Source organism: Streptomyces sp. NPDC093260 (genome assembly GCF_040683715.1).
Lineage (GTDB): Bacteria > Actinomycetota > Actinomycetes > Streptomycetales > Streptomycetaceae > Streptomyces > Streptomyces sennicomposti.
Genome location: NZ_JBFBEK010000004.1, coordinates 55,707 through 78,562, shown reverse-complemented (window position 1 = coordinate 78,562; position 22,856 = coordinate 55,707). Strand labels below are relative to the sequence as shown.

The 22,856-nt window shown below is 74.3% G+C and carries 20 protein-coding genes and 1 pseudogene; 15 read left to right on the top strand and 6 right to left on the bottom strand.

The window, feature by feature from the left end:
* Positions 1 to 68 precede the first annotated feature (68 nt).
* From AB0N63_RS06470 to AB0N63_RS06435, 8 genes are all read left to right on the top strand, one after another.
* On the top strand, positions 69 to 1,070 hold the full coding sequence (locus AB0N63_RS06470; protein ID WP_365524960.1) for a sugar ABC transporter permease: 1,002 nt from the start codon (positions 69 to 71) through the stop codon (positions 1,068 to 1,070).
* Entirely contained in the window at positions 1,067 to 1,897 is an 831-nt protein-coding gene (locus AB0N63_RS06465) for a carbohydrate ABC transporter permease (RefSeq protein ID WP_365524958.1), read from the top strand. Before AB0N63_RS06470 ends, AB0N63_RS06465 begins: the two co-directional genes overlap by 4 nt.
* A gap of 8 nt (positions 1,898 to 1,905) precedes the next feature.
* On the top strand, positions 1,906 to 3,417 hold the full coding sequence (locus AB0N63_RS06460) for a glycoside hydrolase family 3 protein (RefSeq protein WP_365524955.1): 1,512 nt from the start codon (positions 1,906 to 1,908) through the stop codon (positions 3,415 to 3,417).
* 272 nt (positions 3,418 to 3,689) lie between these two features.
* On the top strand, positions 3,690 to 4,727 hold the full coding sequence (locus tag AB0N63_RS06455) for a phytanoyl-CoA dioxygenase family protein (protein WP_365524952.1): 1,038 nt from the start codon (positions 3,690 to 3,692) through the stop codon (positions 4,725 to 4,727).
* On the top strand, positions 4,724 to 6,037 hold the full coding sequence (locus AB0N63_RS06450) for a DUF6271 family protein (protein ID WP_365524950.1): 1,314 nt from the start codon (positions 4,724 to 4,726) through the stop codon (positions 6,035 to 6,037). The genes AB0N63_RS06455 and AB0N63_RS06450 overlap by 4 nt, the downstream gene beginning before the upstream one ends.
* Complete coding sequence (locus AB0N63_RS06445) at positions 6,034 to 7,263, top strand: type III PLP-dependent enzyme (protein ID WP_365524948.1); 1,230 nt, start codon at positions 6,034 to 6,036, stop codon at positions 7,261 to 7,263. Before AB0N63_RS06450 ends, AB0N63_RS06445 begins: the two co-directional genes overlap by 4 nt.
* Position 7,264: 1 nt before the next feature.
* Positions 7,265 to 7,795, top strand: a complete 531-nt coding sequence (locus AB0N63_RS06440; RefSeq protein WP_365524946.1) for a GNAT family N-acetyltransferase — start codon at positions 7,265 to 7,267, stop codon at positions 7,793 to 7,795.
* Positions 7,789 to 9,096, top strand: coding sequence for an MFS transporter (locus AB0N63_RS06435; RefSeq protein ID WP_365524944.1), 1,308 nt, complete (start codon positions 7,789 to 7,791; stop codon positions 9,094 to 9,096). The genes AB0N63_RS06440 and AB0N63_RS06435 overlap by 7 nt, the downstream gene beginning before the upstream one ends.
* Before the next feature lie 97 nt (positions 9,097 to 9,193).
* Here the strand turns inward: AB0N63_RS06435 and AB0N63_RS06430 are convergent, their stop codons facing one another.
* Positions 9,194 to 9,739, bottom strand: coding sequence for a DoxX family membrane protein (locus AB0N63_RS06430; RefSeq protein WP_365524942.1), 546 nt, complete (start codon positions 9,737 to 9,739; stop codon positions 9,194 to 9,196).
* Between the two features lie 151 nt (positions 9,740 to 9,890).
* Between AB0N63_RS06430 and AB0N63_RS06425 the strand changes: the two are divergent.
* Together AB0N63_RS06425 and AB0N63_RS06420 are read left to right on the top strand one after the other, a co-directional pair.
* Positions 9,891 to 10,209: pseudogene (locus AB0N63_RS06425) on the top strand (nuclear transport factor 2 family protein); the annotation flags it as partial.
* 250 nt (positions 10,210 to 10,459) lie between these two features.
* Positions 10,460 to 11,734, top strand: a complete 1,275-nt coding sequence (locus AB0N63_RS06420; protein WP_365525642.1) for a D-alanyl-D-alanine carboxypeptidase — start codon at positions 10,460 to 10,462, stop codon at positions 11,732 to 11,734.
* A gap of 81 nt (positions 11,735 to 11,815) precedes the next feature.
* Here AB0N63_RS06420 and AB0N63_RS06415 read toward each other — a convergent pair whose 3' ends face one another.
* Positions 11,816 to 12,613, bottom strand: a complete 798-nt coding sequence (locus AB0N63_RS06415) for an SDR family oxidoreductase (RefSeq protein WP_365524939.1) — start codon at positions 12,611 to 12,613, stop codon at positions 11,816 to 11,818.
* A 482-nt stretch (positions 12,614 to 13,095) separates the two neighbouring features.
* Positions 13,096 to 14,220, bottom strand: coding sequence for a Gfo/Idh/MocA family oxidoreductase (locus AB0N63_RS06410; RefSeq protein ID WP_365524937.1), 1,125 nt, complete (start codon positions 14,218 to 14,220; stop codon positions 13,096 to 13,098).
* Positions 14,221 to 14,318: 98 nt separating this feature from the next.
* Here AB0N63_RS06410 and AB0N63_RS06405 point away from each other — a divergent pair, with 98 nt between their 5' ends.
* The 3 genes from AB0N63_RS06405 (at position 14,319) to AB0N63_RS06395 (ending at position 18,025) form a co-directional block, all read left to right on the top strand.
* The gene (locus AB0N63_RS06405) at positions 14,319 to 15,737 is read left to right on the top strand and encodes a multidrug effflux MFS transporter (RefSeq protein WP_365524934.1); all 1,419 of its coding nucleotides are present in this window, start codon (positions 14,319 to 14,321) and stop codon (positions 15,735 to 15,737) included.
* Positions 15,734 to 16,867 carry a serine hydrolase domain-containing protein gene (locus AB0N63_RS06400; RefSeq protein WP_365525639.1) on the top strand — a complete coding sequence of 378 codons (1,134 nt, stop codon included), beginning with the start codon at positions 15,734 to 15,736 and terminating at the stop codon, positions 16,865 to 16,867. The genes AB0N63_RS06405 and AB0N63_RS06400 overlap by 4 nt, the downstream gene beginning before the upstream one ends.
* A 132-nt stretch (positions 16,868 to 16,999) precedes the next feature.
* Complete coding sequence (locus AB0N63_RS06395; RefSeq protein WP_365524931.1) at positions 17,000 to 18,025, top strand: small ribosomal subunit Rsm22 family protein; 1,026 nt, start codon at positions 17,000 to 17,002, stop codon at positions 18,023 to 18,025.
* Positions 18,026 to 18,113: 88 nt separating this feature from the next.
* Here AB0N63_RS06395 and ddaH read toward each other — a convergent pair whose 3' ends face one another.
* Complete coding sequence (gene ddaH / locus AB0N63_RS06390) at positions 18,114 to 18,935, bottom strand: dimethylargininase (RefSeq protein WP_365524928.1); 822 nt, start codon at positions 18,933 to 18,935, stop codon at positions 18,114 to 18,116.
* Between the two features lie 298 nt (positions 18,936 to 19,233).
* Here ddaH and AB0N63_RS06385 point away from each other — a divergent pair, with 298 nt between their 5' ends.
* Positions 19,234 to 19,848: a TetR/AcrR family transcriptional regulator gene (locus AB0N63_RS06385; RefSeq protein ID WP_365524925.1), complete on the top strand. Its 615-nt coding sequence runs from the start codon at positions 19,234 to 19,236 to the stop codon at positions 19,846 to 19,848.
* Positions 19,849 to 19,981: 133 nt separating this feature from the next.
* Positions 19,982 to 20,719: a bifunctional DNA primase/polymerase gene (locus tag AB0N63_RS06380; RefSeq protein WP_365524922.1), complete on the top strand. Its 738-nt coding sequence runs from the start codon at positions 19,982 to 19,984 to the stop codon at positions 20,717 to 20,719.
* Positions 20,720 to 21,023: 304 nt separating this feature from the next.
* Here the strand turns inward: AB0N63_RS06380 and AB0N63_RS06375 are convergent, their stop codons facing one another.
* Both AB0N63_RS06375 and efeU read right to left on the bottom strand, forming a co-directional pair.
* Complete coding sequence (locus AB0N63_RS06375) at positions 21,024 to 22,022, bottom strand: hypothetical protein (protein WP_365524920.1); 999 nt, start codon at positions 22,020 to 22,022, stop codon at positions 21,024 to 21,026.
* A complete protein-coding gene (gene efeU / locus AB0N63_RS06370) occupies positions 21,982 to 22,854 on the bottom strand; it encodes an iron uptake transporter permease EfeU (RefSeq protein WP_365524918.1) in 873 nt (290 codons plus the stop codon). Before efeU ends, AB0N63_RS06375 begins: the two co-directional genes overlap by 41 nt.
* Between the last annotated feature and the right edge of the window lie 2 nt (positions 22,855 to 22,856).

Genomic DNA, 22,856 nt, shown 5'->3' with positions numbered 1-22,856 from the left:
TTGTGTCGTCCGTGCGGCCACGGAGTTCGTACCCGGAGTTCGTACGGCCACGGAAGAGATGGCAACTCATGTCAGTGCAGACCGAAGGCACGGACACGGCCGGGGAGCCCGCTGTCCGCAAGGCCGGGCCGCCGGCGCCCCCGCGGGGTGAGTCCCGCACCGCGAAGACCCCGGCCGGCCGCCGCGCCGCCGCCGCTCCCTACCTCCTGCTGCTGCCCGCGCTGGTGGCCACCGTGGTCCTGCTCGGCTGGCCACTGGTGAAGAACGGCATCCTGTCGTTCCAGAACCTCAACCCGCGGCAGCTCATCCAGCACCTCACCGAGTGGAACGGCGTCGACAACTACAAGGAGATCCTGAGCGGTTCGGATTTCTGGAGCGTCGTCGGGCGCTCGGTCGTCTTCACCGCGGTCAACGTCGTCCTCATCATGGTCGGCGGCACCCTGATCGGGCTGCTGCTCGCCCGCCTCGGCAAGAAGATGCGGCTGCTGCTCATGGTGGGCGTCGTGCTCGCGTGGGCCATGCCCGTCATCGCCGCCACCACCGTCTACCAGTGGCTGTTCGCCCAGCGCTTCGGCGTCGTCAACTGGGTCCTGGACAAGCTCGGCTGGCACTCGATGGCGGACTACAACTGGTTCAGCAGCCAGTTCTCCACCTTCTTCGTGATCATCTTGCTGATCGTCTGGCAGTCGGTGCCGTTCGTGGCGATCAACCTCTACGCCGCCACCACCACGATCCCCAGGGAGCTCTACGAGGCCGCCGCCCTGGACGGCGCCGGCGCCTGGAAGAGCTTCACCTCCGTGACCCTGCCCTTCCTGCGGCCGTTCCTGTACGCCACGACCTTCCTCGAGGTCATCTGGGTGTTCAAGTCGTTCGCGCAGATCTTCGCGCTCAACGAGGGCGGACCCGACCACCTCACCGAGACCCTGCCGATCTACGCCTACGTCGAGGGCGTCGGCAACCAGCACTTCGGCGTCGGCGCGGCGATCTCCTTCCTCACCATCCTGGTCCTGCTCGTCATCACCTCGTACTACCTGCGCATGGTGCTCAAGCAAGAGGAGGACGAGCTGTGAAGCGCTCGCTCTTCGGCCGTATCTGGCCCAACGCGACCGCCGTCGTCCTCTTCGTCGGCTTCGTGTTCCCCGTGTACTGGATGTTCGCCACCGCGTTCAAGCCGACCGGCGACATCATCACCGAGGACCCGGTGTGGTTCCCGTACCACGCCACCGTCTCGCACTTCGACAAGGCGGTGCACGCCGACCACTTCTGGACGCTGGTCGCCAACTCGGTGATCGTGACCGTCAGTTCGGTGCTGATCTCCCTCGTGATCGCGCTGTTCGCGGCCTTCGCCCTGGCCCGGATGCGGTTCAGGGGCCGGCGCGGGCTCATCGTGACCTTCATGCTGGCGCAGATGGCCCCCTGGGAGGTCATGATCATCGCCATCTACATGCTGGTCCGCGACAACGACATGCTCGACAGCCTGGTCCCGCTCACCGTCTTCTACACGATGATGGTGCTGCCCCTGACCATCCTGACGCTGCGCGGTTACGTCTCCGCGGTGCCCAAGGAGCTGGAGGAGTCGGCGATGGTCGACGGCTGCACCCGCCTCCAGGCCTTCATCAAGGTGATCTTCCCGCTGCTCGCGCCCGGCCTGATGGCCACCTCGCTGTTCGGCTTCATCACCGCCTGGAACGAGTTCCCGCTGGTCCTGATCCTCAACAAGGACATCGAGAAGCAGACGCTGCCGCTGTGGATCTCCCAGTTCCAGACCGCCTTCGGCGACGACTGGGGCGCCACCATGGCCGCCTCGTCCCTGTTCGCGCTGCCCATCCTGATCCTCTTCATCTTCCTGCAACGCAAGGCCGTCAGCGGCCTGACCGACGGCGCCGTGAAGGGATGACACCGCCGATGACCACACTCGCCACCACGGGGTCCGACAGCGGCTCCGCCCCGGGCGGCGCCCTCGCCCGCGACGCGCTAGCGGTGCTCCAGCCGGGGTTCGACGGCACCACCGCCCCGGACTGGGTGCGCCGCCTCCTGGGCGAGGGACTCGCCTCCGTGGCCCTGTTCGGCCGCAACGTCGTCACCGAGGAGCAGGTCACCGCCCTCACGGGACAGCTGCGCGCCGAACGGGACGACCTGCTGGTCGCCATCGACGAGGAGAGCGGCGACGTCACCCGCCTCGACGTGCGCACCGGCTCCTCCTTCCCCGGCAACCACGCCCTCGGCGCCGTCGACGACCCTGACCTGACGCGGGGCGTCGCCCGCGAGCTGGGCCGGCGCCTGGCCGCCTGCGGCGTCAACTTCGACTGGGCGCCGTCCGCCGACGTCAACGCCAACCCCGACAACCCGGTCATCGGCGTGCGTTCCTTCGGCGCCGCCACCGACCTGGTGGCCCGGCACACCGCCGCCTGGGTCGAGGGCCTGCAGTCCACCGGCGTCGCCGCCTGCACCAAGCACTTCCCCGGCCACGGCGACACCAACGTCGACTCCCACCACGCCGTCCCGCGCATCGACGTGGACGCCGACACCCTCTACGAGCGCGAGCTGCCCCCCTTCCGGGCCGCGATCGCCGCCGGCACCCGGGCCGTGATGAGCGCGCACATCCTCGTGCCCGCCCTCGACGCCGAACGCCCCGGCACGCTCTCCCGCCGCATCCTCACCGGTCTGCTGCGCGAGGAACTGGGCTACCAGGGCCTGATCGTCACCGACGGCATGGAGATGCGCGCCATCTCCGGCACCTACGGCCTGGAGCACGGCGTGGTCCTCGCCATCGCGGCCGGCGCGGACGCGATCTGCGTCGGCGGCGGACTGTGCGACGAGGCCACCGTGCTCAGCCTGCGCGACGCGCTGGTGGCCGCCGTGCGCTCCGGCGAACTGCCGGAGGAGCGGCTGAGCGACGCCGCCGCCCGGGTGCGCGAGCTGGCCCGGTGGACCGCCGAGGCCCGCGGCGGCGCGGCGGACGTCGCGCCCGAACCGGAGATCGGCCTGGTCGCGGCCCGCCGCGCCCTGCGGGTCACCCGCAGGCAGACCGTCGCGCCGGTCGACGGACCGGTCTTCGTGGCCCAGTTCAGCCCCGAGGCCAACATCGCGGTCGGCGACGAGACCCCGTGGGGCGTGGCCGCCGAGCTGCGCCGGCTGCTGCCCGGCAGCGCCTCGGGCTCCTTCGCGGGCGCCGACGCGGGGGCCGCCGCCCTGGCCGCCGCCGAGGGCCGCCGGATCGTGGCCGCGGTCCGCGACGAGCACCGGCACGCCTGGATGGGCGCGGCGCTGGACGCGCTGCTCGCCGCCCGCCCGGACACCGTGGTGGTCGAGATGGGCGTCCCGCAGGCACCGCCGCGCGGCGCGCTGCACATCGCCACGCACGGCGCCGCCCGGGTGTGCGGGGTGGCGGCGGCGGAGGCGGTCGTCGCGGGCTGAGCCGCACGGCCCGGGAACGCGACCGGGGCGCACGCCCCGGGAACGCGCGGCTGGAGCGCACGGCCCGACGACGCGGCTGAGCGCACGGCCCGAGAACCGGCCGGTGCGGGGCTTCCGGACCCCCGCACCGGCCTTTCTCATGCCCGGCGACCGGCAGTAAACCGGCAGTTGGGCGGCACTTGCGCCGGTACCGGCCGGTAGCCGTTGACACCCGAAATTGGTCTAGTCCAGCGTGGGAGTGCACCTCGGTTCGATCACCACGGAGTGATTGCATGCACCAGCCCGCCCCCACCCCCTACCTCCACCGCGCGGCCTCCGGGCGCCCCTACTTCAGCGCCGACGGCGAGACCTACCTCGCCCCCACCCCGCTGCGGGACCTGGACAAGACCCGCCCGCTCAGGGTGCTCTCCGAAGAGGACTTCGCCCACTGGCAGACCTACGGCTACGTCGTCGTCCGCGAGGCCATCACCCCCGGCGAGGCCAAGGAACTGCTGGAGTTCACCTGGGACTTCCAGGGCCTGGACCCCGACCGCCCCGAAACCTGGTACCAGGAGCCCGAGTTCCGCTCGGAACTCGACCAGCACCTGTTCATCTACGGCTTCGTCGAGGCGTACCACCACCAACTGCTGTGGAACAGCCGCCAGTCCCAGCGCGTGTACGACGCCTTCGCCGACGTGTGGGACTGCGCCGAGCTGTGGGTCACCCTGGACCGGCTCAACCTCAACCCGCCCAACGTACGGACCCGCTCGCGCTCCCTGATCGAACCCACCGACGAGGGCTTCGACATCGAGCTGCACTGGGACGTCGACAGCACCCTCGCCGTACTCCCGCAGCGCGTCCAGGGCATCATCGCGCTCAACGACACCCGGCCCGAACTCGGCGGCTTCCAGTGCAACCCGGAGCTGTTCCGGCGCTTCGACGAGTGGCGCCTGGCCCAGCCGCCCGGCCGCGACCCGATCCGGCCCGCCGTGGACCGCGCCGAGTTCCCCGTCGTCCGGCCCGACCTCCAGGCCGGCGACCTGCTGATCTTCAACGGCCTGCTGGCGCACGGAGTCGCGCCCAACCGCTCCGAGAACGAGGTGCGCGCCGTCCAGTACCTGTCGATGATGCCCGCCCTTGAGGAGCACACCGCGCTGCGCACCTCCCGCGTCGAGTCCTGGCGCACCCTGTCCACCCCCGACTGGAACGCCACCCTGCTCGGCGACGCCCGCCGCCCCGAGGCCCTGCGCTACGGCCCCGCCGAACTGAACGACCTCGGGCGCAAACTGCTCGGCCTGGACTCCTGGAGCGCCGGGGAAGAGGCGCGGTGAACCGGATCTGCCTCTGCCTGCCCACCAACCGCGCCTGCTCCGCCACCCTCGCCGCGCTGCACCGAGAGGCCGCCTACGCCACCGAACACCACGACGTGGAAGTCGAGATGCTCGTCCTCGACTCCTGCGACGAGACCACCCGCGCCGAGCACGCCCGGGTCCTGGCCGCGCTGCCGCCCGTGCCGCGGGTGACCGTGCACCACCTCGGGGAGGAACCGCAACGCGCCTTCCTGCGCCGGGTGATCGAGCGGGCCGGCCTGCCCGACGCGGACGGCTTCCTCGACCTGATGCTCCCGGCCGGCGTCTCCTACGGCGCCTGCACCAACCGCGCCTTCCTGCTGGCCGCCGCCCTCGGCTGCCGCTCGGTGCACCGCCGGGACTCCGACAGCGCCTACCAACTCCACGACGGCCGGCCGGTCTTCCCCGTCCACCACGAGCTGCCCTGGCTCGGCCGCCCCGCCGCCGAGGCGTCGGCCGCCGTCACCCGCACCGACCTCGACCCGGCCCTCGCCGGGCGGCCCGTCTCCCTGGCCGGCGCCTCCTTCATCGGCGAACTCTCCGTGGACATAGCGGAGATACGCCGACTGGACGAGACCGTCTACCACGACGTGGTCGGCCTGTGGGCACCCGCCGACTGGCCCGACGAACGCCGCCGCGACCTGGTCGAGGAGTCCTTCACCGGCGCGGGCACGGCCCCCTTCACCGGCGACGACTCCACCCTCGCCCTGGTCGACCCGATGCGCGTGGACATGTGCAACGTCGCCTTCGACCGCGACGTCTACGAACGCTTCCCGCTCTCCCCGGCCACCGACACCATCGGCAGCGACTACTTCCTGCTCCACCTCGTCCACGACGCCACCCTCCCCGGCATCCTGCACAACCGGCACATCGAGAACTTCCACACCCCCGAACGCCGCACCGACACCGGCTTCCACGCCTACCAGCTGCGGTTCGTGAAGTTCCTGCTGTCGATGCTCCACCTCCACCGCGTCTACGACCGCCTCGCCGCCGAAGGCCCCGCGCTCCTCGACGAGCACCAGCACATCCGCACCGAGCGGGTCGCCGGGTTCCTGCGCGAGAGCGCCCGTCCGGACCGCGCCGACAACCTCTGGCGCCTGGATCGCTGCGACACCGCCTACCGCAAACTCGGCGGCCGCTACGAGGAGTTCGCCGAGCGCCTCGCCCCCCGGCGGGAGCGGCTGCTGGCGGAGGCCGAACGCGACATCGAGGACTACGCCCGCCTCGCCGACGCCTGGCCGGCCCTCGTGGCCGCCGCCCGGCACACCGCACCCGGCCGGGGGAGCGGATGACCGTGCAGCTCAGCCCCCGCCTGGCCGCCGCCCTCACCGCGGCCCCCGCCGACCGCGTCGTCTACGACCTGCCCGGCATCGAGGCGCAGTACGACCGACTGATCGCCGAACTGCCCGGCGTCCGGGTCCGCTTCGCCCTGAAGGCCTGCCCCGTTGACGAGGTGCTGGACCGCCTCGCCGCCCGGGGCGCCGGCTTCGACGCCGCGAGCCCCGCCGAGATCGCCCAGGCGTTGGCCACCGGCGTGGGGGCCGACCGTATCCACTACGGCAACACCGTCAAGTCCGACGACGACATCGCCGAGGCCCACCGGCTCGGCATCACCACCTTCGCCACCGACAGCGTCCAGGACGTCACCGCCGTCGCCGAACACGCCCCTGGCGCTAAGGTGTTCTGCCGCCTGGCCACCAGCGGCGAGGGCGCCCTGTGGGGCCTGAACCGCAAGTTCGGCTGCTCGGCCGACGACGCCGTACGCGTCCTGACCGCCGCCCGCGCCGCCGGACTGACCCCGGCCGGACTGTCCGTGCACGTCGGCTCCCAGCAGATGACCGGCGAGGCGTGGCAGCAGGCCGTCGACCTGCTCGCCGACGTGCTGGTACGGCTCGACCGGATCGGCATCGCACCCGACCACGTCAACCTCGGCGGCGGCCTGCCCGCGCTCGGCTACCTCGACCGGCACGGCAACCCCCTCGACCCGCCCCTGGACAAGATCTACACCCTCCTCCGCGAGGGCATGGACCACCTGCGCGCCCTCACCGGCCGGCCGCTCGGTTTCGTCATGGAACCGGGCCGCCACCTGGTCGCCGACCACGGGGCCGTCCGCGCCCACGTCTACCGGCTGACCCGTCGCCGGCAGCCGGACGGCGAGGACGCGCACTGGCTCTACCTGAGCTGCGGCAAGTTCAACGGCCTCTACGAGATGGACCAGGTCATCCACCGCCTGGTCTTCCCCACCCACCTCGCGCCGACCGGACCGGACGACCCGGCGTACCTGCCCGCCGTCGTGGCCGGGCCCACCTGCGACAGCGACGACGCCTACGGCGGCGGCACCCACCCCGTGCGCGTCCCGCGCGCCCTCGCCTCCGGCGACCCCGTCTGGGTCCTGTCCGCCGGCGCCTACGCCGCCAGCTACACCACCCTGGGTTTCAACGGCATCCGCCCCCTGCCCCAGACGTGCCTCACCGGCCCGGTCAGCACCCCGGACCCGGCCCCCGAAGGGCGGCACTGACATGGCGGAACACACGCGCGTCCGGGCCATCGGGGAGGCCGACTGGCCGGCGGTCGCCGCCCTGGAGGCCGAGGCGTACGACGGCCTCGGCCTCGCCGAGGGCGAGCCGATGCTGCGCACCCGCGCCCGCGCCTGCCCCGGCACCTGCTTCGTCCTCGACCTCGACGGCCGGATCGCCGGCTACGTCCTCGCCCTGCCCTACCCCGAGTTCCGCTGCCCCGACCTGACCCGCCCCGAACAGGTCGTCCACCACGCGCCCAACCTGCATCTGCACGACCTCGTCATCGCCCGCCCGCTGCGCCGCAGGGGACTGGGCGGACGGCTGGCCGGGCACGTGGCCGACACCGCCCGGCAGCGCGGCTTCACCACCATGTCGCTGGTCGCGGTCGGCGACAAGGAGCCCTTCTGGCGCGCCCGCGGCTACCGCGCCCACCACGGCACCCCGCTGCCCGCCGGATACGGCGCCGACGCGGTCTACATGACGGCCGAGCTGGCCGCCCACCCCACCCACGGAAGGCGCCCGGCATGCTGACCGAGACCCCGGACACCCCGGAGATCCCTGGTGATTCCGGCCCCGCCGAGCCCCCCGGCGCACCGGAGGCCCCCGACCCGGCCGGGTTCGGCCGCGCCAAATGGGCCATCGCGGCCCTGTTCTGCTTCCTCGGCTTCCAGTACGCCACCTGGATCGCCCGGCTGCCCGCGCTCAAGACCCGGCTGGACCTCGGCACGGGCGAGGTGGGCCTGCTGCTGATGGCCTGCGGCGCGGGCGCGGCGGCCTCCTTCCCGCTGGTCGCCGTCCTGATGCGCCGCCTCGGCTCCCGGCGCCTCGCCCTCCTCTCCGGGCTGTGCCTGGTGGCGGTGCTCGCGGCCCTGTCGGTGGTGCCGAACTATCCCCTCGCCCTGCTCGCCGTCTGCTGCGACGGTGTCGCCGTGGGCTGCCTGAACGTCGCCATGAACGCCCAGGGCGCCGCCCTGGAGACGGCGTACGGGCGCACCGCCATGTCCCAGCTGCACGCCACCTTCAGCGCCGGACTGCTCGCCGCCGCGCTTCTGGCCTCCGCCGGCACCGCCGTCACGCAGTCCGTCCCGGCCCACTTCGCCGTGGCCGCCGTGCTGCTGCTCCTGCTCCTCGGGTACGCGCGCGCCGGCCTGCTCACCCGTCGGGAGCCCGTACCCGCCGAACCGGACACGCCGAAGAAGCGGACCCGGCCGGTGCTGCCGTCCGCCGCCACCCTGCTCATGGGGTGCGCGATGGCGTTCGGCACCATCACCGAGGGCGCCATGAACGACTGGTCCACCCTCTACATGAAGGACGTCGTCAAGACCTCCGCCACCGTCGCCCCGCTCGGCATCGCCGTCGTCTCCGTGATGATGCTGCTGGCCCGGCTGCGGGCGGACCGCTGGCGGGACCGGTGGGGCGACGGACGGGTGGTGCGGGTCGGCAGCGCGGTGGCCGGCGTCGGCCTCGCCCTGGCCCTGGCGGCGGGCCATCTCGTGCCCACCCTGCTCGGCTTCGCCTGCGTCGGGCTCGGAGCGGCGGCCGTGACCCCGTGCGTGTACGTCGCCGCCGCCGAACACGGCCCGAACGCGCTCGCGCTGGTCGCCGCGATGGGGACGACGGGGCTGCTCGGCGGCCCCGCCCTGATCGGCTTCGTCGCGGGCGCGGGCAGCCTGACCCTCGGCATGGCCACGGTCGCCGCCTCGGCCCTCGTCGTCACCCTCACGGCCCTGTGGATCCCGTGGCCGAGCAGGCAGACCTCCCCCGCCGTCGAAGGGGCGCCGGAGAAGGGGGCGCCCACGACGGGTGAGGCAGTGGTGGAGGGCGCCCACTGAGAGGCGGGGGCATCCGCCGAGGGGCGCGCGAGCGGTGCGGGCGGACCAGGGGGGGCTGTCCGCACGCTCGGCGCGGCGGGCTGCTCCTCGCGGCGGGCTACTCCTCGAACAGGGGTTCCTGCGTGCCCTCCTTCTGCCGCCGCAGGTGCCGTGCCCGCGCCCCGAGGACGACCGCCGTGGCCGCGGCCGTCGTCGCGAACGCCGCCGGGACCATCCAGCCCCGGTTCACCGCGTGTCCGAGGGCGTGGTCCAGGGAGAGGCGGCCGGGGCCGGTGACGGACAGCCCGGCGGCCGTCAGGCCCAGGGAGGCGGCGTACTCGTAACCGCCGCTCTGCGCGAAGAAACCGTTCGGCGCGTGCACCGCGGCGGCGCCCGCCATCGCACCGGCCGCCGCCGCGCCCGCCGCCGGCGTCGCGAGGCCGAGCGCCAGCAGCAGCCCGCCGCCCGCCTCCGCCAGCCCGGCCGCCATCGCGCTCGCCTTGCCCGGCCGGTAGCCGACGGACTCCATGAACTGACCGGTCCCTTCGAGGCCGGCCCCGCCGAACCAGCCCAGCAGCTTCTGCGCGCCGTGCGCGGCCAGCACCCCGCCGGTGCCCAGCCGGAGCAGCAGCAGGCCCAGATCGCGTCGGTCGTAACAGGTCACGGTGAACTCCCAGCACATCGGTACGGTCTCCGACCCGGAACACCCCCTCGCGTCCCCACCGTCGCACCGCTCACACCCGCCCGGCCCGCCCGGGACGCCGTTCGGGTGGCGGGGCGCCGGGTCCGGTATGACGCTGCGGGCATGACCGTCCGTGCAGACCGCCGGACCCAGCGACCCGGCCGTCCGCGCCTTCGTCACCGCCGTCGGCACTCATGACCGGGACGCCCTCCTGCGGCTCCTCGGGCCCGGCTCGACCATGTCGGACGACGGCGCCGACCGCGAACCTGGCCGAGTGGGCCGTGGCGGAGATCTCCGCCACGCACGGCCCTGGGGAGGCGGACGACGAGTCCCAGGGCGGCCGCGCCCTGGTCGCCCGCCACCGCGACGACACCTGGGGCGAGATGCGCACCCGCCGGCTGTTCACCGTCGCCGGGGACGGCCGCATCACCCGCTTCGAGACCGGCCAGGCGCAGCGCGGGCGGGGGTGGAGGGTGGACCGGCCGGGCGACGAGCGGTCAGGCGCGCGCCGGCCGCGGGAACCCCTCCGGGGGACGGTGCGGACACAGCGGGGGCACAGCGGACAACCCCCGCGAACGCACCCCGTACACGGGGAGGTTCCCTCCTTTTGATGATCTTTTGATCGGCCTTTGGAGACCCGTCGTGCATCGGCGGGGGCTCGCTCTGTACGGTCCCGGAGTGCGCGATTCCACTCGGTCTGCGATGTCCCCCCACCTGTCCAGGCGCTCCCTGCTCGCCCTGACCGCCGCCGCCCCGATGGCGGCCGCCGCCCCACCGGCCGCGGCCGACACCAGAACCGTGATCGGCGGCGACCGGCTCGCCCGCCCCGGCGCGCAGACGCTCGGCGCCACCGCCCTGCCGGCCAGGCTCACCGCCCGCGCCTGGCTCCTCGCCGACTGGGAGAGCGGGGAGGTGCTCGCCGCCTACCGCGCGCACGACCGCCTGGCCCCCGCCTCCACGCTGAAAATGCTGTTCGCGGACACGGTCCTGGCCAAGTTCCCCCGCACCGACCGGCACACGGTCACCGCCGCCGACCTGGCCGACGTCCCCGAGGGCTCCAGCCTGGTCGGCATCCAGCCCGGCACCACCTACACCGTCGAGCAGTTGTGGCAGGGCGTGTTCCTGCGCTCGGGCAACGACGCGGTGCACGTGCTGGCCGCCATGAACGGCGGCATCGCGAAGACGGTCGCCGAGATGCAGGCCCGGGCGGCCGACCTCCAGGCCCTGGACACCCATGTGGTCAGCCCCGACGGCTACGACCACCCGGGCCAGGTCTCCTCGGCCTACGACCTCACCCTGTTCGCCCGGCACGGGCTGAAGAACGCCGACTTCCGCGGCTACTGCGGCACTCGCACCGCCGACTTCCCGGCCGGCCGGAAGAAGACGTTCCAGATCCAGAACACCGACCGCCTGCTGACCGGGTCCTGGGGCCTGAGGACGTACGACGGCATGATCGGCGTGAAGAACGGCTACACCTCGCAGGCCGGAAACACCTTCACCGGGGCGGCCGTTCGCGGCGGCCGTACCCTGCTCGTCACCGTGATGCACCCGGCGGCCGGCGCGAACGCCGTCTACGAGGAGAGCGCGGCCCTGCTCGACTGGGGCTTCGCGCAGGGCGGTGCGGCACGGGCGGTGGGCGCTCTCGTGGACCCGCTGAGCGAGGGCGGCGCCCGCGCGGCCGGCCCCGTCGGGCAGCGGGCCGCCGGCTCGGGCGGTCGGACCGGTGCGTCCGTCGCGGCGGACGCCGGCCCCTCGACCGGGCGGCTGCTGGAGGGCGCCGGACTCACGGCGGCGCTGCTGGCCGGCGGGGTGTGGGCGCTGCGCCGCCGTGCGCGCACCCGGAGGGCGGCGACGGCGGCGGCCGGGACCGCCCGCGGCGGCCCCGCGGGCTCCGGCGCCCTCGGCCGCCCCGTCGGCCCGGAAGGCCGCGCCCCCGCCGCTCAGGAGCATGACACCCGGGGCCGCCACCGCCGTTGACCGCGCCGGCGTCCCTGCCCGCCCCGGCTCACCCGCGTCGCACGCGCCCGTGCGGCACGCACCCGCGAGGCGCCGCCCGCGTCACCCGCGCCCCACGTACGGCATCGTCGTCGCCAGGACCGTCGCGAACTGGACGTTGGCCTCCAGGGGCAGTTCGGCCATGTGCCGCACGGTGCGGGCCACGTCGGCCACGTCCATCACCGGCTCCGGGACCACTTCGCCGTCGGCCTGGAGCGCGCCCTTCTCCATCCGGGCGGTCATGTCGGTGGCGGCGTTGCCGATGTCGATCTGCCCGACGGCGATCCGGTACGGCCGCCCGTCCAGCGACAGCGCCTTGGTCAGCCCGGTCAGCGCGTGCTTGGTGGCGGTGTAGGGCGCGGAGTGCGGGCGGGGCGTGTGCGCCGAGACGGAACCGTTGTTGATGATCCGGCCGCCCTGCGGGTCCTGCTCCTTCATCTGCCGGTAGGCCGCCCGGGCGCACAGGAACGCCCCGTTGAGGTTGGTGTCCACCACGTGCTTCCACGCGTCGTAGGGCAGCTCCTCGACCGGCACCCCGCCGGGCCCGAACGTGCCCGCGTTGTTGAACAGCAGGTCCACCCGCCCGAACCGGTCCACCACGGCGGCGAACAGCGCGGTCACGTCCTCCTCCCGCGCCACGTCGGCGCGCACCGCGAGCGAGGGCGCCCCGGGGACGAGCGCCGCGGTCTCCCGAAGGGGCTCGGTGCGCCGGCCCGCCAGCGCCACCGACCAGCCGCCGCGCAGCAGTTCGGCGGCGACCGCCCGCCCGATCCCCGAACCGGCGCCCGTCACCACGGCCACCCGCCCGGCCCCGCTCCCGCCACCGGTTCGTACGTCTCCTGCGTTGTTCACGGTGTTCATGGCCCGCAGCGTACGGCGTGGCGCCGTGCGGCATCATGCGGAACTCATCCGTCCGCCATGCAGTGGTCATGCCGAGCGGTCATGTCCTTGCCGAGTCCGGGTCGCCCCGGACCGCTCCCATGCCCTTGCGCCACGCGCCGCCGCCAGGGAGGAGACCCGGACGACGCCCGCCCGCCGCCGCCCGCGCACACCCGAACTGCGCGCTGCCGCCGGCTCCTCGGGCCGTCGCCGCTTCCCGACCCCGACCAGCGCCGCCGCCGCGCTCGCCTTCTCCGCCAACCTGCCGGCCGCCGGCGCCGCGAGCGCCGACGCACACCGCCGACCCGCACCTGCGGCTCTTCGACGGCTGCGCGGCTACGCCACGGTGTCCCCGGGGCGCGAGCCGGCGCGCGCCGGCTTCAGGACGGTCGCCCAGGCGACCACGCAGGGCGCGCCGCTCACGACGGCCGCGTCCTTCGCGACGGGGGCGGGGGAGCCGGGGCTCAAGCCGGCGTGACCTCCGCCGCCCCGGAGCCCTCCCGGCGGCCGGTGCCGTCCGCACCCCCGTCGGCGGGACCGGCCGCACCCCGGGCCGCACTCTGGCCGCCTGCCGGTGCCGTGCCCCCGGCCTCCGTCTCGCCCGGGTAGCGCACGCCGATCCGCTCCCGGATCGCGTCCAGCGTCCGCATCACGGCGAGGGTGCCGTCCAGCGGCACCAGCGGCGACTCCGTCTCGCCCGCCCGCAGCGCCCGCATCACCTCCAGCGCCTCGTGCCGCATGCTGGTGCGCGGCCCGTCCGCCGGGTCGGCGGCGAACTCCTCCGGCTCACGGCCGTCGCGGTGCAGCACGAAACGGTCCGGGTGGAAGAAGCCCGACGGCACGTCGATGCGGCCCTTCGAGCCGGTGACGGAGGCGACGGTGGCCGTACCGCCGGTGATGGAGCAGTGCAGTTGGGCCAGGGCGCCGTCCTCCCAGGACAGCAGCGCGCCGGTCTGCAGGTCCACGCCCTCCGGCGAGAGCACCGCCCGCGCCGCGACGTCCGCCGGCTCGCCGAGCAGGAGCTGCGCGAACGACACCGGGTAGACGCCGAGATCGAGCAGCGCGCCGCCGCCGAGGCGCGGGTCACGCAGCCGGTGGGCGGGCGGGAACGGCCCGGCCAGCCCGAAGTCGGCCTGCACGGTGCGCACCTCGCCGATCGCGCCGCCGTCGACCAGCGCCTTGAGCCGCCGTACCAGCGGATTGCAGTACATCCACATGGCCTCCATCAGGAAGCGGCCGTGCTCGCGGGCGAGGGCGACCAGTTCGGCGGCCTCGCGCACGTTCAGCGTGAACGGCTTCTCGCACAGCACGTTCCGGCCGGCCGCCAGGCACAGCCCGGCGGCGGTGCGGTGGGCGACGTGCGGGGTGGCCACGTAGACGACGTCGACGTCCTCGTCGTGCGCCAGCTCGGCCCAGGAACCGTAGGCGCGCTCGATGCCGAACCGCTCCGCGAACGCCTTCGCCGGCTCGGCCCGCCGGGAGGCCACCGCCACCACCTCGGCATCCGGCAGGTCCACCAGGTCCGCAGTGAACGCGGCGGCGATACCACCGGTCGCGAGGATCCCCCAGCGCACCTTCTGCTCCGTCATACCGGACATCCCCGGACCCCACCCTCGCTCATGCGTTCCTCGGCACGGTGTACGAGCTGAGAGCATAGGTGGCGGACCAGTCGGAGAGGGAGGGACACATGTCGGAGGGCGGGACAGCGGAACCCCACGTACCGCGTACGGGGGCCGGGGCGGCGACGGGACAGGTGCCGGCGCAGGCCGCGGGAGCGGCGTCACCCGCGGCCACGGCACCGGCCCCGGCGGCCGCGGACGCGGCGCCGCCCGTCCCGGCGGGACCGGCCGGGAGCGGAGCCGGAGCGGCGTCCGCCCCTGACGCCGCCCGCCGTACGAGCCTGCTGGTCACCCTGATCCTCGGCGGCCTGACCGCCACGCCCCCGCTGGCGATGGACATGTACCTGCCCTCCCTGCCGGAGGTCACCCGGTCCCTGCACGCGCCCGCCGCGACCGTGCAGCTCACCCTCACCGCCTGCCTGGCCGGGATGGCGCTCGGGCAGCTCGTCGTCGGCCCGATGAGCGACCGCTGGGGCCGCCGCCGCCCGCTGCTGGCCGGCCTCGCCGTCTACGTCCTGGCCACCGCCCTGTGCGCCCTCGCCCCGAACGTCGAGGTGCTGGTCGCCTTCCGGCTGGCGCAGGGTCTGGCGGGCGCGGCCGGCATCGTGATCGCCCGCGCCGTCGTCCGCGACCTGTACGACGGCGTGGCCATGGCCCGCTTCTTCTCCACGCTGATGCTGATCTCCGGCGTCGCCCCGATCGTGGCCCCGCTCATCGGCGGCCAGATCCTGCGGATCACCGACTGGCGGGGCGTGTTCGTCGTGCTCACGGTGGTGGGCGCGCTGCTCGGCGCGGTGGTGTGGACGAAACTCCCCGAGACCCTGCCGCCCGCCGACCGCCACGACGGGGGAGTGGGGCAGGCCCTCGGCGGAATGCGGCGGCTGCTCGCCGACCGCGCGTTCACCGGCTACATGATCGCCGGCGGCTTCGCCTTCGCGTCCCTGTTCGCCTACATATCTGCGTCGCCGTTCGTCATCCAGGAGATCTACGGCGCCTCCCCGCAGACCTTCAGCCTGCTGTTCGGGCTGAACTCGGTCGGGCTGGTCGTCGTCGGCCAGATCAACGGCAAGGTGCTGGTCGGCCGGGTGCGGCTGGACCGGGTGCTGGCCGTCGGCCTGGTCGTGGTCATCCTCGCGGCGACCGCGCTGCTGCTGATGGCCACCGGCGTCTTCGGCACGGTCGGCCTCGCGCCGGTCGCCGCCGCCCTGTTCGTGCTGATGTCGGCGATGGGCGTCACCATGCCCAACACCCAGGCCCTCGCCCTGATGCGCACCAAGCACAGCGCCGGCGCCGCCTCCGCGCTGCTCGGCACCACGTCCTTCCTCGTCGGCGCTGTGGCCTCCCCGCTGGTCGGCGTCGCCGGCGAGCACACCGCCGTCCCCATGGCCCTCGTCCAGCTGGTGGCCGCGGTGGCGGCGCTGGCCTGCTTCGTGGGAATGTGCCGTCCCTGGAACGGAGCACCGGCCGGTAAGGGAGCGGAAAGCTGAGCGCACCGAGACTGCGCCGGGGCACACCGGAGCGAGCCGGCCTCGATCCCGCCGAACTGCGCCGCCTCGTCCGCGAGGTGCGCGTCCTCACCACCGGGGAACGCCCCTGGGCGCCGGGCGCCGTCGTGGTCGCCGGCCGGGGCCCGGTGATCGCCGTCGCCGAGGCGGCCGGCTGGGCCGTACGGTACGCGTCCTACGATCCCGACACCGGCGGCGGTGTCGAACTCCCGCCGGGCAAGCAGGTGCCGATGACCGTCGACACCCCCTTCGACCTGGCCTCCCTCACCAAACTGTTCACGGCGGTGGCCGTGGTGCAGCAGATCGAGCGGGGCACGCTGGGCATCGACGCGCGGATCGGGGCGTATCTGCCGGAGTTCCACGCCGCCGCCGAACACGACGTCACCGTGAGGCAGTTGCTCACCCACACCTCCGGCCTGCGGCCTGAACTCCCGCTGTACGACTGCCCGGACGCCGCCGCCCGCATCACGATGCTGCGCGCGGAGGCCCCGACGGCTCCGCCCGGCACGTACACCTACTCCGACCTGGGCCCGCTCCTCCTGCAACACCTCCTCGAACGCATCACGGGCCGCCCCCTGGACGTCCTGATCCGCGACGGCATCACCCGCCCGCTGGGCATGACCGCGACGCGGTTCGGCCCCTGCCCGGACGCGGCGGCCACCGAGGACCAGCGCCGTCCGTGGGCCAAGGCGGACCGGGGCATGCTGCGCGGCGAGGTGCACGACGAGAACGCGTGGGCGCTGGGCGGGGTGGCCGGCCACGCGGGCCTGTTCGCCACGGCGACCGACCTCGCGGTCTTCTGCCGCACCCTGCTGGCCGGCGGCTCCTACGGCCCCGCCCGCATCCTCGGCCCCGACTTCGTCGACCTCCTGCTCACCCCGCCGGGCCTCGGCTTCGCCGTGGACCAGCCCTGGTTCATGGGCGAACTCGCGGGTCACGGCGCGGCGGGCCACACCGGCTTCACCGGCACCTCCCTGGTCCTGGACCCCGCCACGGACACCTTCCTGATCCTCCTCACCAACAAGGTCCACCCCCACCGCCACCCCCCGGCCAACACCCCGAGGGCAAGAGCGGCGACCCGCTTGTACAGAGCGGTCCGCAGCGCCCCGTAGGGGGCGCGGGCCGCGGGCGCGCCCGGATACCCCGGCTCCGAAGGCAGGGGCGCGGGCTGTGCCGATCTGCGGCTCCGCCGCGCGGGTGCGCCCGTGACGCCCCGCCCTCCCCGGAGCTGAGAGAATCACGCGGTGAACGAGCACGCGCCCCCGTCGGAGACCCTCCGTACCGCCCTGACCGCCCTCCTCGACGGCCTCCCGCCGAAGCAGGCCGCGGGCGCCGTGGAGCGCCTGATCGAGAACTACCGCGGCACCACCCCCACCCACACCCCCGTCCTCCGCAACCAGGCCGACGCCACCGCCTACGCGGCCTACCGCATGCCCGCCACCTTCGAGGCCGTCCACACCGCCCTCACCGCCCTCGCCGACACCGCCCCCGACTGGAGCCCCGCCGGCCACACCGACGTGGGCGGCGGCACCGGCGCCGCCACCTGGGCCGTCACCGCCACCTGGCCGGGTCCCCGCCCGGTCACCGTCCTCGACTGGGCCGACCCCGCCCTCGCCCTCGGCCGGGAGATCGCCACCGCGAACCGGGCCCTTGCCGACGCCCGCTGGGAGCGCGCCCGCATCGGCACGGCGCTCACCCTCGACCCCACCGACCTCGTCACCGTCTCCTACGTCCTCGGCGAGCTGACGGCGGCCGACCGCACCGCGGTCGTGGACGCCGCCGCTGCCGCCGCGCAGGCGGTCGTGGTCGTGGAGCCGGGCACGCCCGACGGCTACGCCCGGGTCATCGAGGCCCGCGACCGCCTGATCCGGGCGGGCTTCCGGATCGCCGCGCCCTGCCCGCACAGCGCGGCCTGCCCGATCGTGCCGGGCACCGACTGGTGCCACTTCTCGGCCCGGGTCAGCCGCTCCTCCCTGCACCGGCAGGTCAAGGGCGGCTCCCTCGCCTACGAGGACGAGAAGTTCTCGTACGTCGCCGCGGTCCGCTTCCCGGTCACCCCGGCCGCCGCCCGCGTCGTACGGCGGCCGCAGATCCGCAAGGGCCAGGTCCTGCTGGACCTGTGCGAGCCCGCCGAGGCTCCGGACGCGGAGGGGCGCCCGGGACAGCCGGAGCAGTTGCGCCGCCGTACCGTCACCAAGCGCCACGGCGACGTGTACAAGGAGGCCCGCGACGCCGACTGGGGCGACGCCTGGCCCCCGCAAGCCCTGTAGCGCCGCCGCGAGGCGCCACCCGACACCTCAGCCGGCCCCCCGACCGCACCCCGGCCCGAGCCCCCGGAGACCCGCGGGGGCCGGCGGCTCACCCCCGCAGCTCCAGCGAGCAGCACTTCACGCTGCCCCCGCCCCGGTGCAGCTCGCTCACGTCCACGCCGACCGGTTCGAAGCCCCGTTCGCGCAGCGGGCCGAACAGCCCGGCCGCCGCCTGCGGCAGTACCACGTGCAGCCCGTCGGAGACGGCGTTCAGACCGAAGGCGAGCGCGTCCTCCTCGGTCGCGACCAGCGCGTCCGGGAACAGCCGCCGCAGTACCTCCCGGCTGCCGGGGGAGAAGGCGGGCGGGTAGTACGCCACCTCGCCGGCCGCGTCGTCCAGCACGGCCAGCGCCAGGTCCAGGTGGTGGAAGCGGGGGTCGACCAGCTCCAGGCCGATCACCGGGCGGCCGAAGAACTCCTGCGCCTCCCCGTGCGCCAGCGGATTGGTCCGAAAGCCCCGGCCGGCCAGCAGGAACGGGGCGGTGACCGCGAGGTCGCCCTCGCCCTCGTTGATGTGGACGGGCAGGTGCAGGTGCCCGTAGCCGTGCGCGGCGAACCACGCCAGGTGCGCCTCCGCCTCCGGCTCCCGCTCCGGGTGGGCGAACCGGGCGCCGAACACCCGGCCGTCGGCCACCGTAGCGCCGTCCGCCGTGAACACCATGTCCGGCAGTCCCGGCACGGGGGCCAGTTCCTCCACGGTGTGCCCGAGGGAGCGGTACACCTCGCGCAGCTGTTCCCACTGGGCCTGTGCCAGCGGGGTGTCGACCGGCTTGGCCGGGTCCATCCACGGGTTGAGGGAGTAGCGCACGGTGAAGTGCGCCGGCGGGCACATCAGATAGCGCCGGGGCGTGGCGCTGCGGGGTCGGGCCAAGGCGGGCTCCTCGGGTGCCGCAGGGCTGCTGGGGCTGCTCGGTGTTGCCTGGTGACCATGGTGCGCCGCCCGCGCCCGTCGCGCGCGGGCCGGACGGCCCCTTTCGCCCGCGTGAGTGGCGTACGGGCGTGCGCCCCGGGACGCGCCCACGCGCGCCCCGGCACGAGGAGCGCCGTCCAGGAAGGCGCCCCCTGTGGAGGTCCCTCACGGCGGTGCTCCCTGCGGAGGCGTCCCCCACGGAGGCGTCCCGCGCCCACGACGAGACGTCCCGTCTCACCCGCCTGCTACCGTCGCCCTCATGGTCGACAAGCCCGCCCCCGACGCCACCCGCCGCAGCGAACGATCCCGCCGCGCCATCTACGACGCGGCCCTCGCGCTCGTCGCCGAGGTCGGCTACCCGAGGACCACCGTCGAGGGCATCGCGGCCCGCGCCGGAGTCGGCAAGCAGACGATCTACCGCTGGTGGCCGTCGAAGGCGGACGTCCTGCTGGAGGCGTTCCTCGACCTCGGCGAGGAGGCCGCCCGGGAGGCCGGGCAGCAGCCCTATGAGATCCCCGACACCGGGGACCTCGCCGCCGACCTCAAGACGGTCCTGCGCCTCACCGTGGACCAGCTGTTCGACCCGCGCTTCGAGGCGCCCTCCCGCGCGCTGGCCGCCGAGGGCCTGGTGAACGAGGAGCTCGGCCGCCGGTTCGTCGCCCAGCTGCTCGAACCGCAGCTCCAGCTCTACGTGAAGCGGCTGCGCGCCGCCCAGGACAAGGGCGCGGTGCGGCCCGACGTGGACCCGCGCATCGCCCTGGAACTCTTCGTCTCCCCGCTCGCCCAGCGCTGGCTCCAGTACACCGGACCGATCACCTACGACTACACGGACACCCTGGTCGACTACGCGCTGTACGGAATCGCCCCCCGCTGAGCCCCGCCGTGCGCCCTTTGCCTCCCCTCCTGCTCCCCGCCGCCCCCACCCCGCGGGCGGGCACCGTCCACCGGGGGCGCAGGATGGTGGGACCATGGAGCATGCTGTCCACACCAGCGAGGCGAGGGGATAGATGAGCGCGCAGTTCGGCGGCCGCACCGGCCGGCAGGGCAAACTCTCCCAGTGGCTGCACGGACGCCGCCCGAAGGAGGCCGCCGGGGACGACGGCCGTCAGGCCCTGCTGCTCGCCGCCGCCGCCGCGGGACTGCCGCTGGCGCCCGCCGCGCACCCGGGGTCCGGCTACGGCTGTTCCTGCGACCGTGTCGGCTGTCCCACGCCCGCCCGGCACCCGGTGTCCTTCGCCTGGCAGACCCAGTCCACGACCGACCGGGCGCAGATCGAGCGGTGGGCCCGGCACCAGCCGCAGGCGAACTTCATCACCGCCACCGGCATGGTGCACGACGTGCTCGACGTGCCCCTCGAGGCCGGGCGGGAAGCGATGGACCGGCTGCTCGCCGCCGGGATCGAGGTCGGCCCGGTCGCCGAGAGCGACGACGGCCGGCTGCTGTTCTTCACCTCCACCCGCGGCACCCCCGAGGACGAGGACGAGTGGTGGCCGTGCGAGCTGGACTGCCACCCGGAGACCATGGACGAGCATCCGGGCCTGCGCTGGCACTGCCGCGGCTCCTACGTCCTCGTGCCGCCGGCCCGGCTGCCCGGCGACGACGGCCGCGCGGTGCGGTGGGTACGCGGCCCGGAGCATCCGCTGCCCGACCCGCTCAGCCTCCTGGAAGCCCTCACCGACGCCTGCGCCCGCCACGTGGGCGAGGAGCCCGGCCACGTGGGCTCGGCCTGGCCCATGCGCCACTGACCACCTGCCCCGGCACCCGGGAGCGCACCGAAGCCCCGCAGCACCGCTCCCGCCCCGCCGCAGAACCGACCCGCCCCGCGTCGACCTGAACCGTCTCGCGCGCGGACCGCTCACCCGCCCGGCGCGGACCTCCAGGACCTCCCGCCGCCTGGCGCGGGTCTCGCCCGCCTGGCGGGAATCCCCGTCACCCCGCGCGCCCGGCCCCGCGCAGTGGACCTCAGCCGCCTCACGCGCCCGGCGCGAACCTCGCCCGCCCGCGCACCCGGCCCCACGCGGCGGAGTCGACCCCGCGCCGCGGCCCCCCTCAGCCTCCCTGCGCTCCCGTGAGCCCCTGCAAACGGCCCAGCAGGGTGATCTTGCCGCCGGCGCCGCCCGCGGGGTCGAGGGCGACCTGGTTGGCGACGAACTCCATCGTCAGCGACTGCTTGATCTCGCCCTCGGTCAGCGCCCGCACGCTCTGGTTCGCCGCCGGCACAGAGGTGCCCGCGGCGGCGGTCTGCTTCTGGTAGTGGTGCGTGGCGAAGAACACCAGCGCGCCCCCGTCGGCGGTGCGCAGCGCCAGCGGCGCGTAGCCGCCGTTCGTCAGCGGCTCGTCGATGTACTGCGTGGCCAGACCGGGCCGTACGGCCGTCCTGGCGCGCTGCGCGCGCAAGTCACTGGTGTACGCGCCGTCGGCGAAGGAGCCGCCGCCGTTCTTCAGGTACGCCGCGTAGTCCTTGCTGAGGTCGGCGGGCGGGGCGACCTGCCCGGCCGCGCCGACGGGCACCGCCTCGGCCCAGCCGTCCGCGTCCGTACGGAACTTCGGCACCGCGCCGGGCGCCACCAGCGTCAGATACGCGGCCCGCCACTTCGCGTCCAACCCGTCCCGGGTGAACACCAGGAGCCAGCGCGCGCTGCCGCCCTTGTCGCCCTCGGCGTCGGCGAGGAACCAGCGGGGCCAGCCCGCCTTCTTCGGGATCGTGAACTTCGCGTCGGACAGCGTCAGCGGAGTGTGCGCGGCGTTGCCGCCCGGGCTGTTGACGTGCCCGGCCTTCAGCCGCGCCGCGTCGATCGCGCCGAGCGCCCCGGTGACGTACGCCGCGTCCAGCGAACTGTCGTACGCCTTGTCGGCCTTGTTGTACGCGTCGGTGAACTCGGCGAGCGCCTCCGCCGCCTCGCCGCGCGTGGTGGCCGGAAGCACCTCCCGCTCGCCGTGCACCACCACACAGCCGCTCGCCGTCAGCGACAGCGCGGCCACGGAGGCCGCCGCCAGCACCTTCCGCTCAAGCCTGCGAAGCCTTCGAGGGCCGCGGACCCTGCTCATCAGCTACCGTCACCTTCCCCTTCCCGGAGGCGAACCCTACCGGGGCGAAGAACAGTGCGAGCGCCGGGACCAGGTACAGCAGCCACACCGTGACCTGGAGGACGGTCGGGTCGGGCTGGAAGTTGAACACGCCCTTCAGCAGCGTGCCGTACCAGCTGTCCGGCTCGATGGTGCCGCTGATGTCGAAGGCGAGGTTCGTCAGGCCCGGGACCAGGTCGGCCTCCTGGAGGTCGTGCACGCCGTACGCCAGCACGCCGGCGGCGACCACCACCAGCATCGCGCCGGTCCAGGTGAAGAACTTGGCGAGGTTGATGCGCAGCGCGCCCCGGTAGAACAGCCAGCCCAGCAGGACCGCGGTGGCCAGGCCGAGGGCTACGCCGACCAGCGGGCGCGGGGTGCCGTCGGAGGCGGCGTGCACCGAGGCCCACACGAACAGCGCGGTCTCCAGGCCCTCCCGGCCCACGGCCAGGAACGCGGTCGCCACCAGCGCGCCGGTGCCCATCGCCAGCGCCTGGTCCAGCCTGCCGTGCAGCTCGGCCTTCAGATGGCGGGCGGTGCGCCGCATCCAGAAGACCATCCACGTCACCAGGCCCACCGCCACGATGGACAGGGAGCCGCCGAGCGCCTCCTGCGCCTGGAACGTCATCTCCTGCGAGCCGAACTCCAGCACGCAGCCGAAGCCCATGGCCAGCAGGACGGCGATGGCGATGCCCGTCCAGATCGGCTTCAGGGCGTCCCTGCGGCCGGTCTTGACCAGGTAAGCGATCAGGATGCACACGACGAGGCTGGCCTCCAGCCCCTCGCGCAGACCGATCAGATAGTTGGAGAACACAG

Coding starts and splice junctions, on each gene's coding strand:
- AB0N63_RS06470 (WP_365524960.1), top strand. CDS start 69: ATGTCAGTGCAGACCGAAGGCACGGACACGGCCGGGGAGCCCGCTGTC.
- AB0N63_RS06460 (WP_365524955.1), top strand. CDS start 1,906: ATGACCACACTCGCCACCACGGGGTCCGACAGCGGCTCCGCCCCGGGC.
- AB0N63_RS06455 (WP_365524952.1), top strand. CDS start 3,690: ATGCACCAGCCCGCCCCCACCCCCTACCTCCACCGCGCGGCCTCCGGG.
- AB0N63_RS06445 (WP_365524948.1), top strand. CDS start 6,034: ATGACCGTGCAGCTCAGCCCCCGCCTGGCCGCCGCCCTCACCGCGGCC.
- AB0N63_RS06440 (WP_365524946.1), top strand. CDS start 7,265: ATGGCGGAACACACGCGCGTCCGGGCCATCGGGGAGGCCGACTGGCCG.
- AB0N63_RS06435 (WP_365524944.1), top strand. CDS start 7,789: ATGCTGACCGAGACCCCGGACACCCCGGAGATCCCTGGTGATTCCGGC.
- AB0N63_RS06420 (WP_365525642.1), top strand. CDS start 10,460: ATGTCCCCCCACCTGTCCAGGCGCTCCCTGCTCGCCCTGACCGCCGCC.
- AB0N63_RS06415 (WP_365524939.1), bottom strand. CDS start 12,613: ATGAACACCGTGAACAACGCAGGAGACGTACGAACCGGTGGCGGGAGC.
- AB0N63_RS06410 (WP_365524937.1), bottom strand. CDS start 14,220: ATGACGGAGCAGAAGGTGCGCTGGGGGATCCTCGCGACCGGTGGTATC.
- AB0N63_RS06405 (WP_365524934.1), top strand. CDS start 14,319: ATGTCGGAGGGCGGGACAGCGGAACCCCACGTACCGCGTACGGGGGCC.
- AB0N63_RS06385 (WP_365524925.1), top strand. CDS start 19,234: ATGGTCGACAAGCCCGCCCCCGACGCCACCCGCCGCAGCGAACGATCC.
- AB0N63_RS06380 (WP_365524922.1), top strand. CDS start 19,982: ATGAGCGCGCAGTTCGGCGGCCGCACCGGCCGGCAGGGCAAACTCTCC.
- AB0N63_RS06375 (WP_365524920.1), bottom strand. CDS start 22,022: ATGAGCAGGGTCCGCGGCCCTCGAAGGCTTCGCAGGCTTGAGCGGAAG.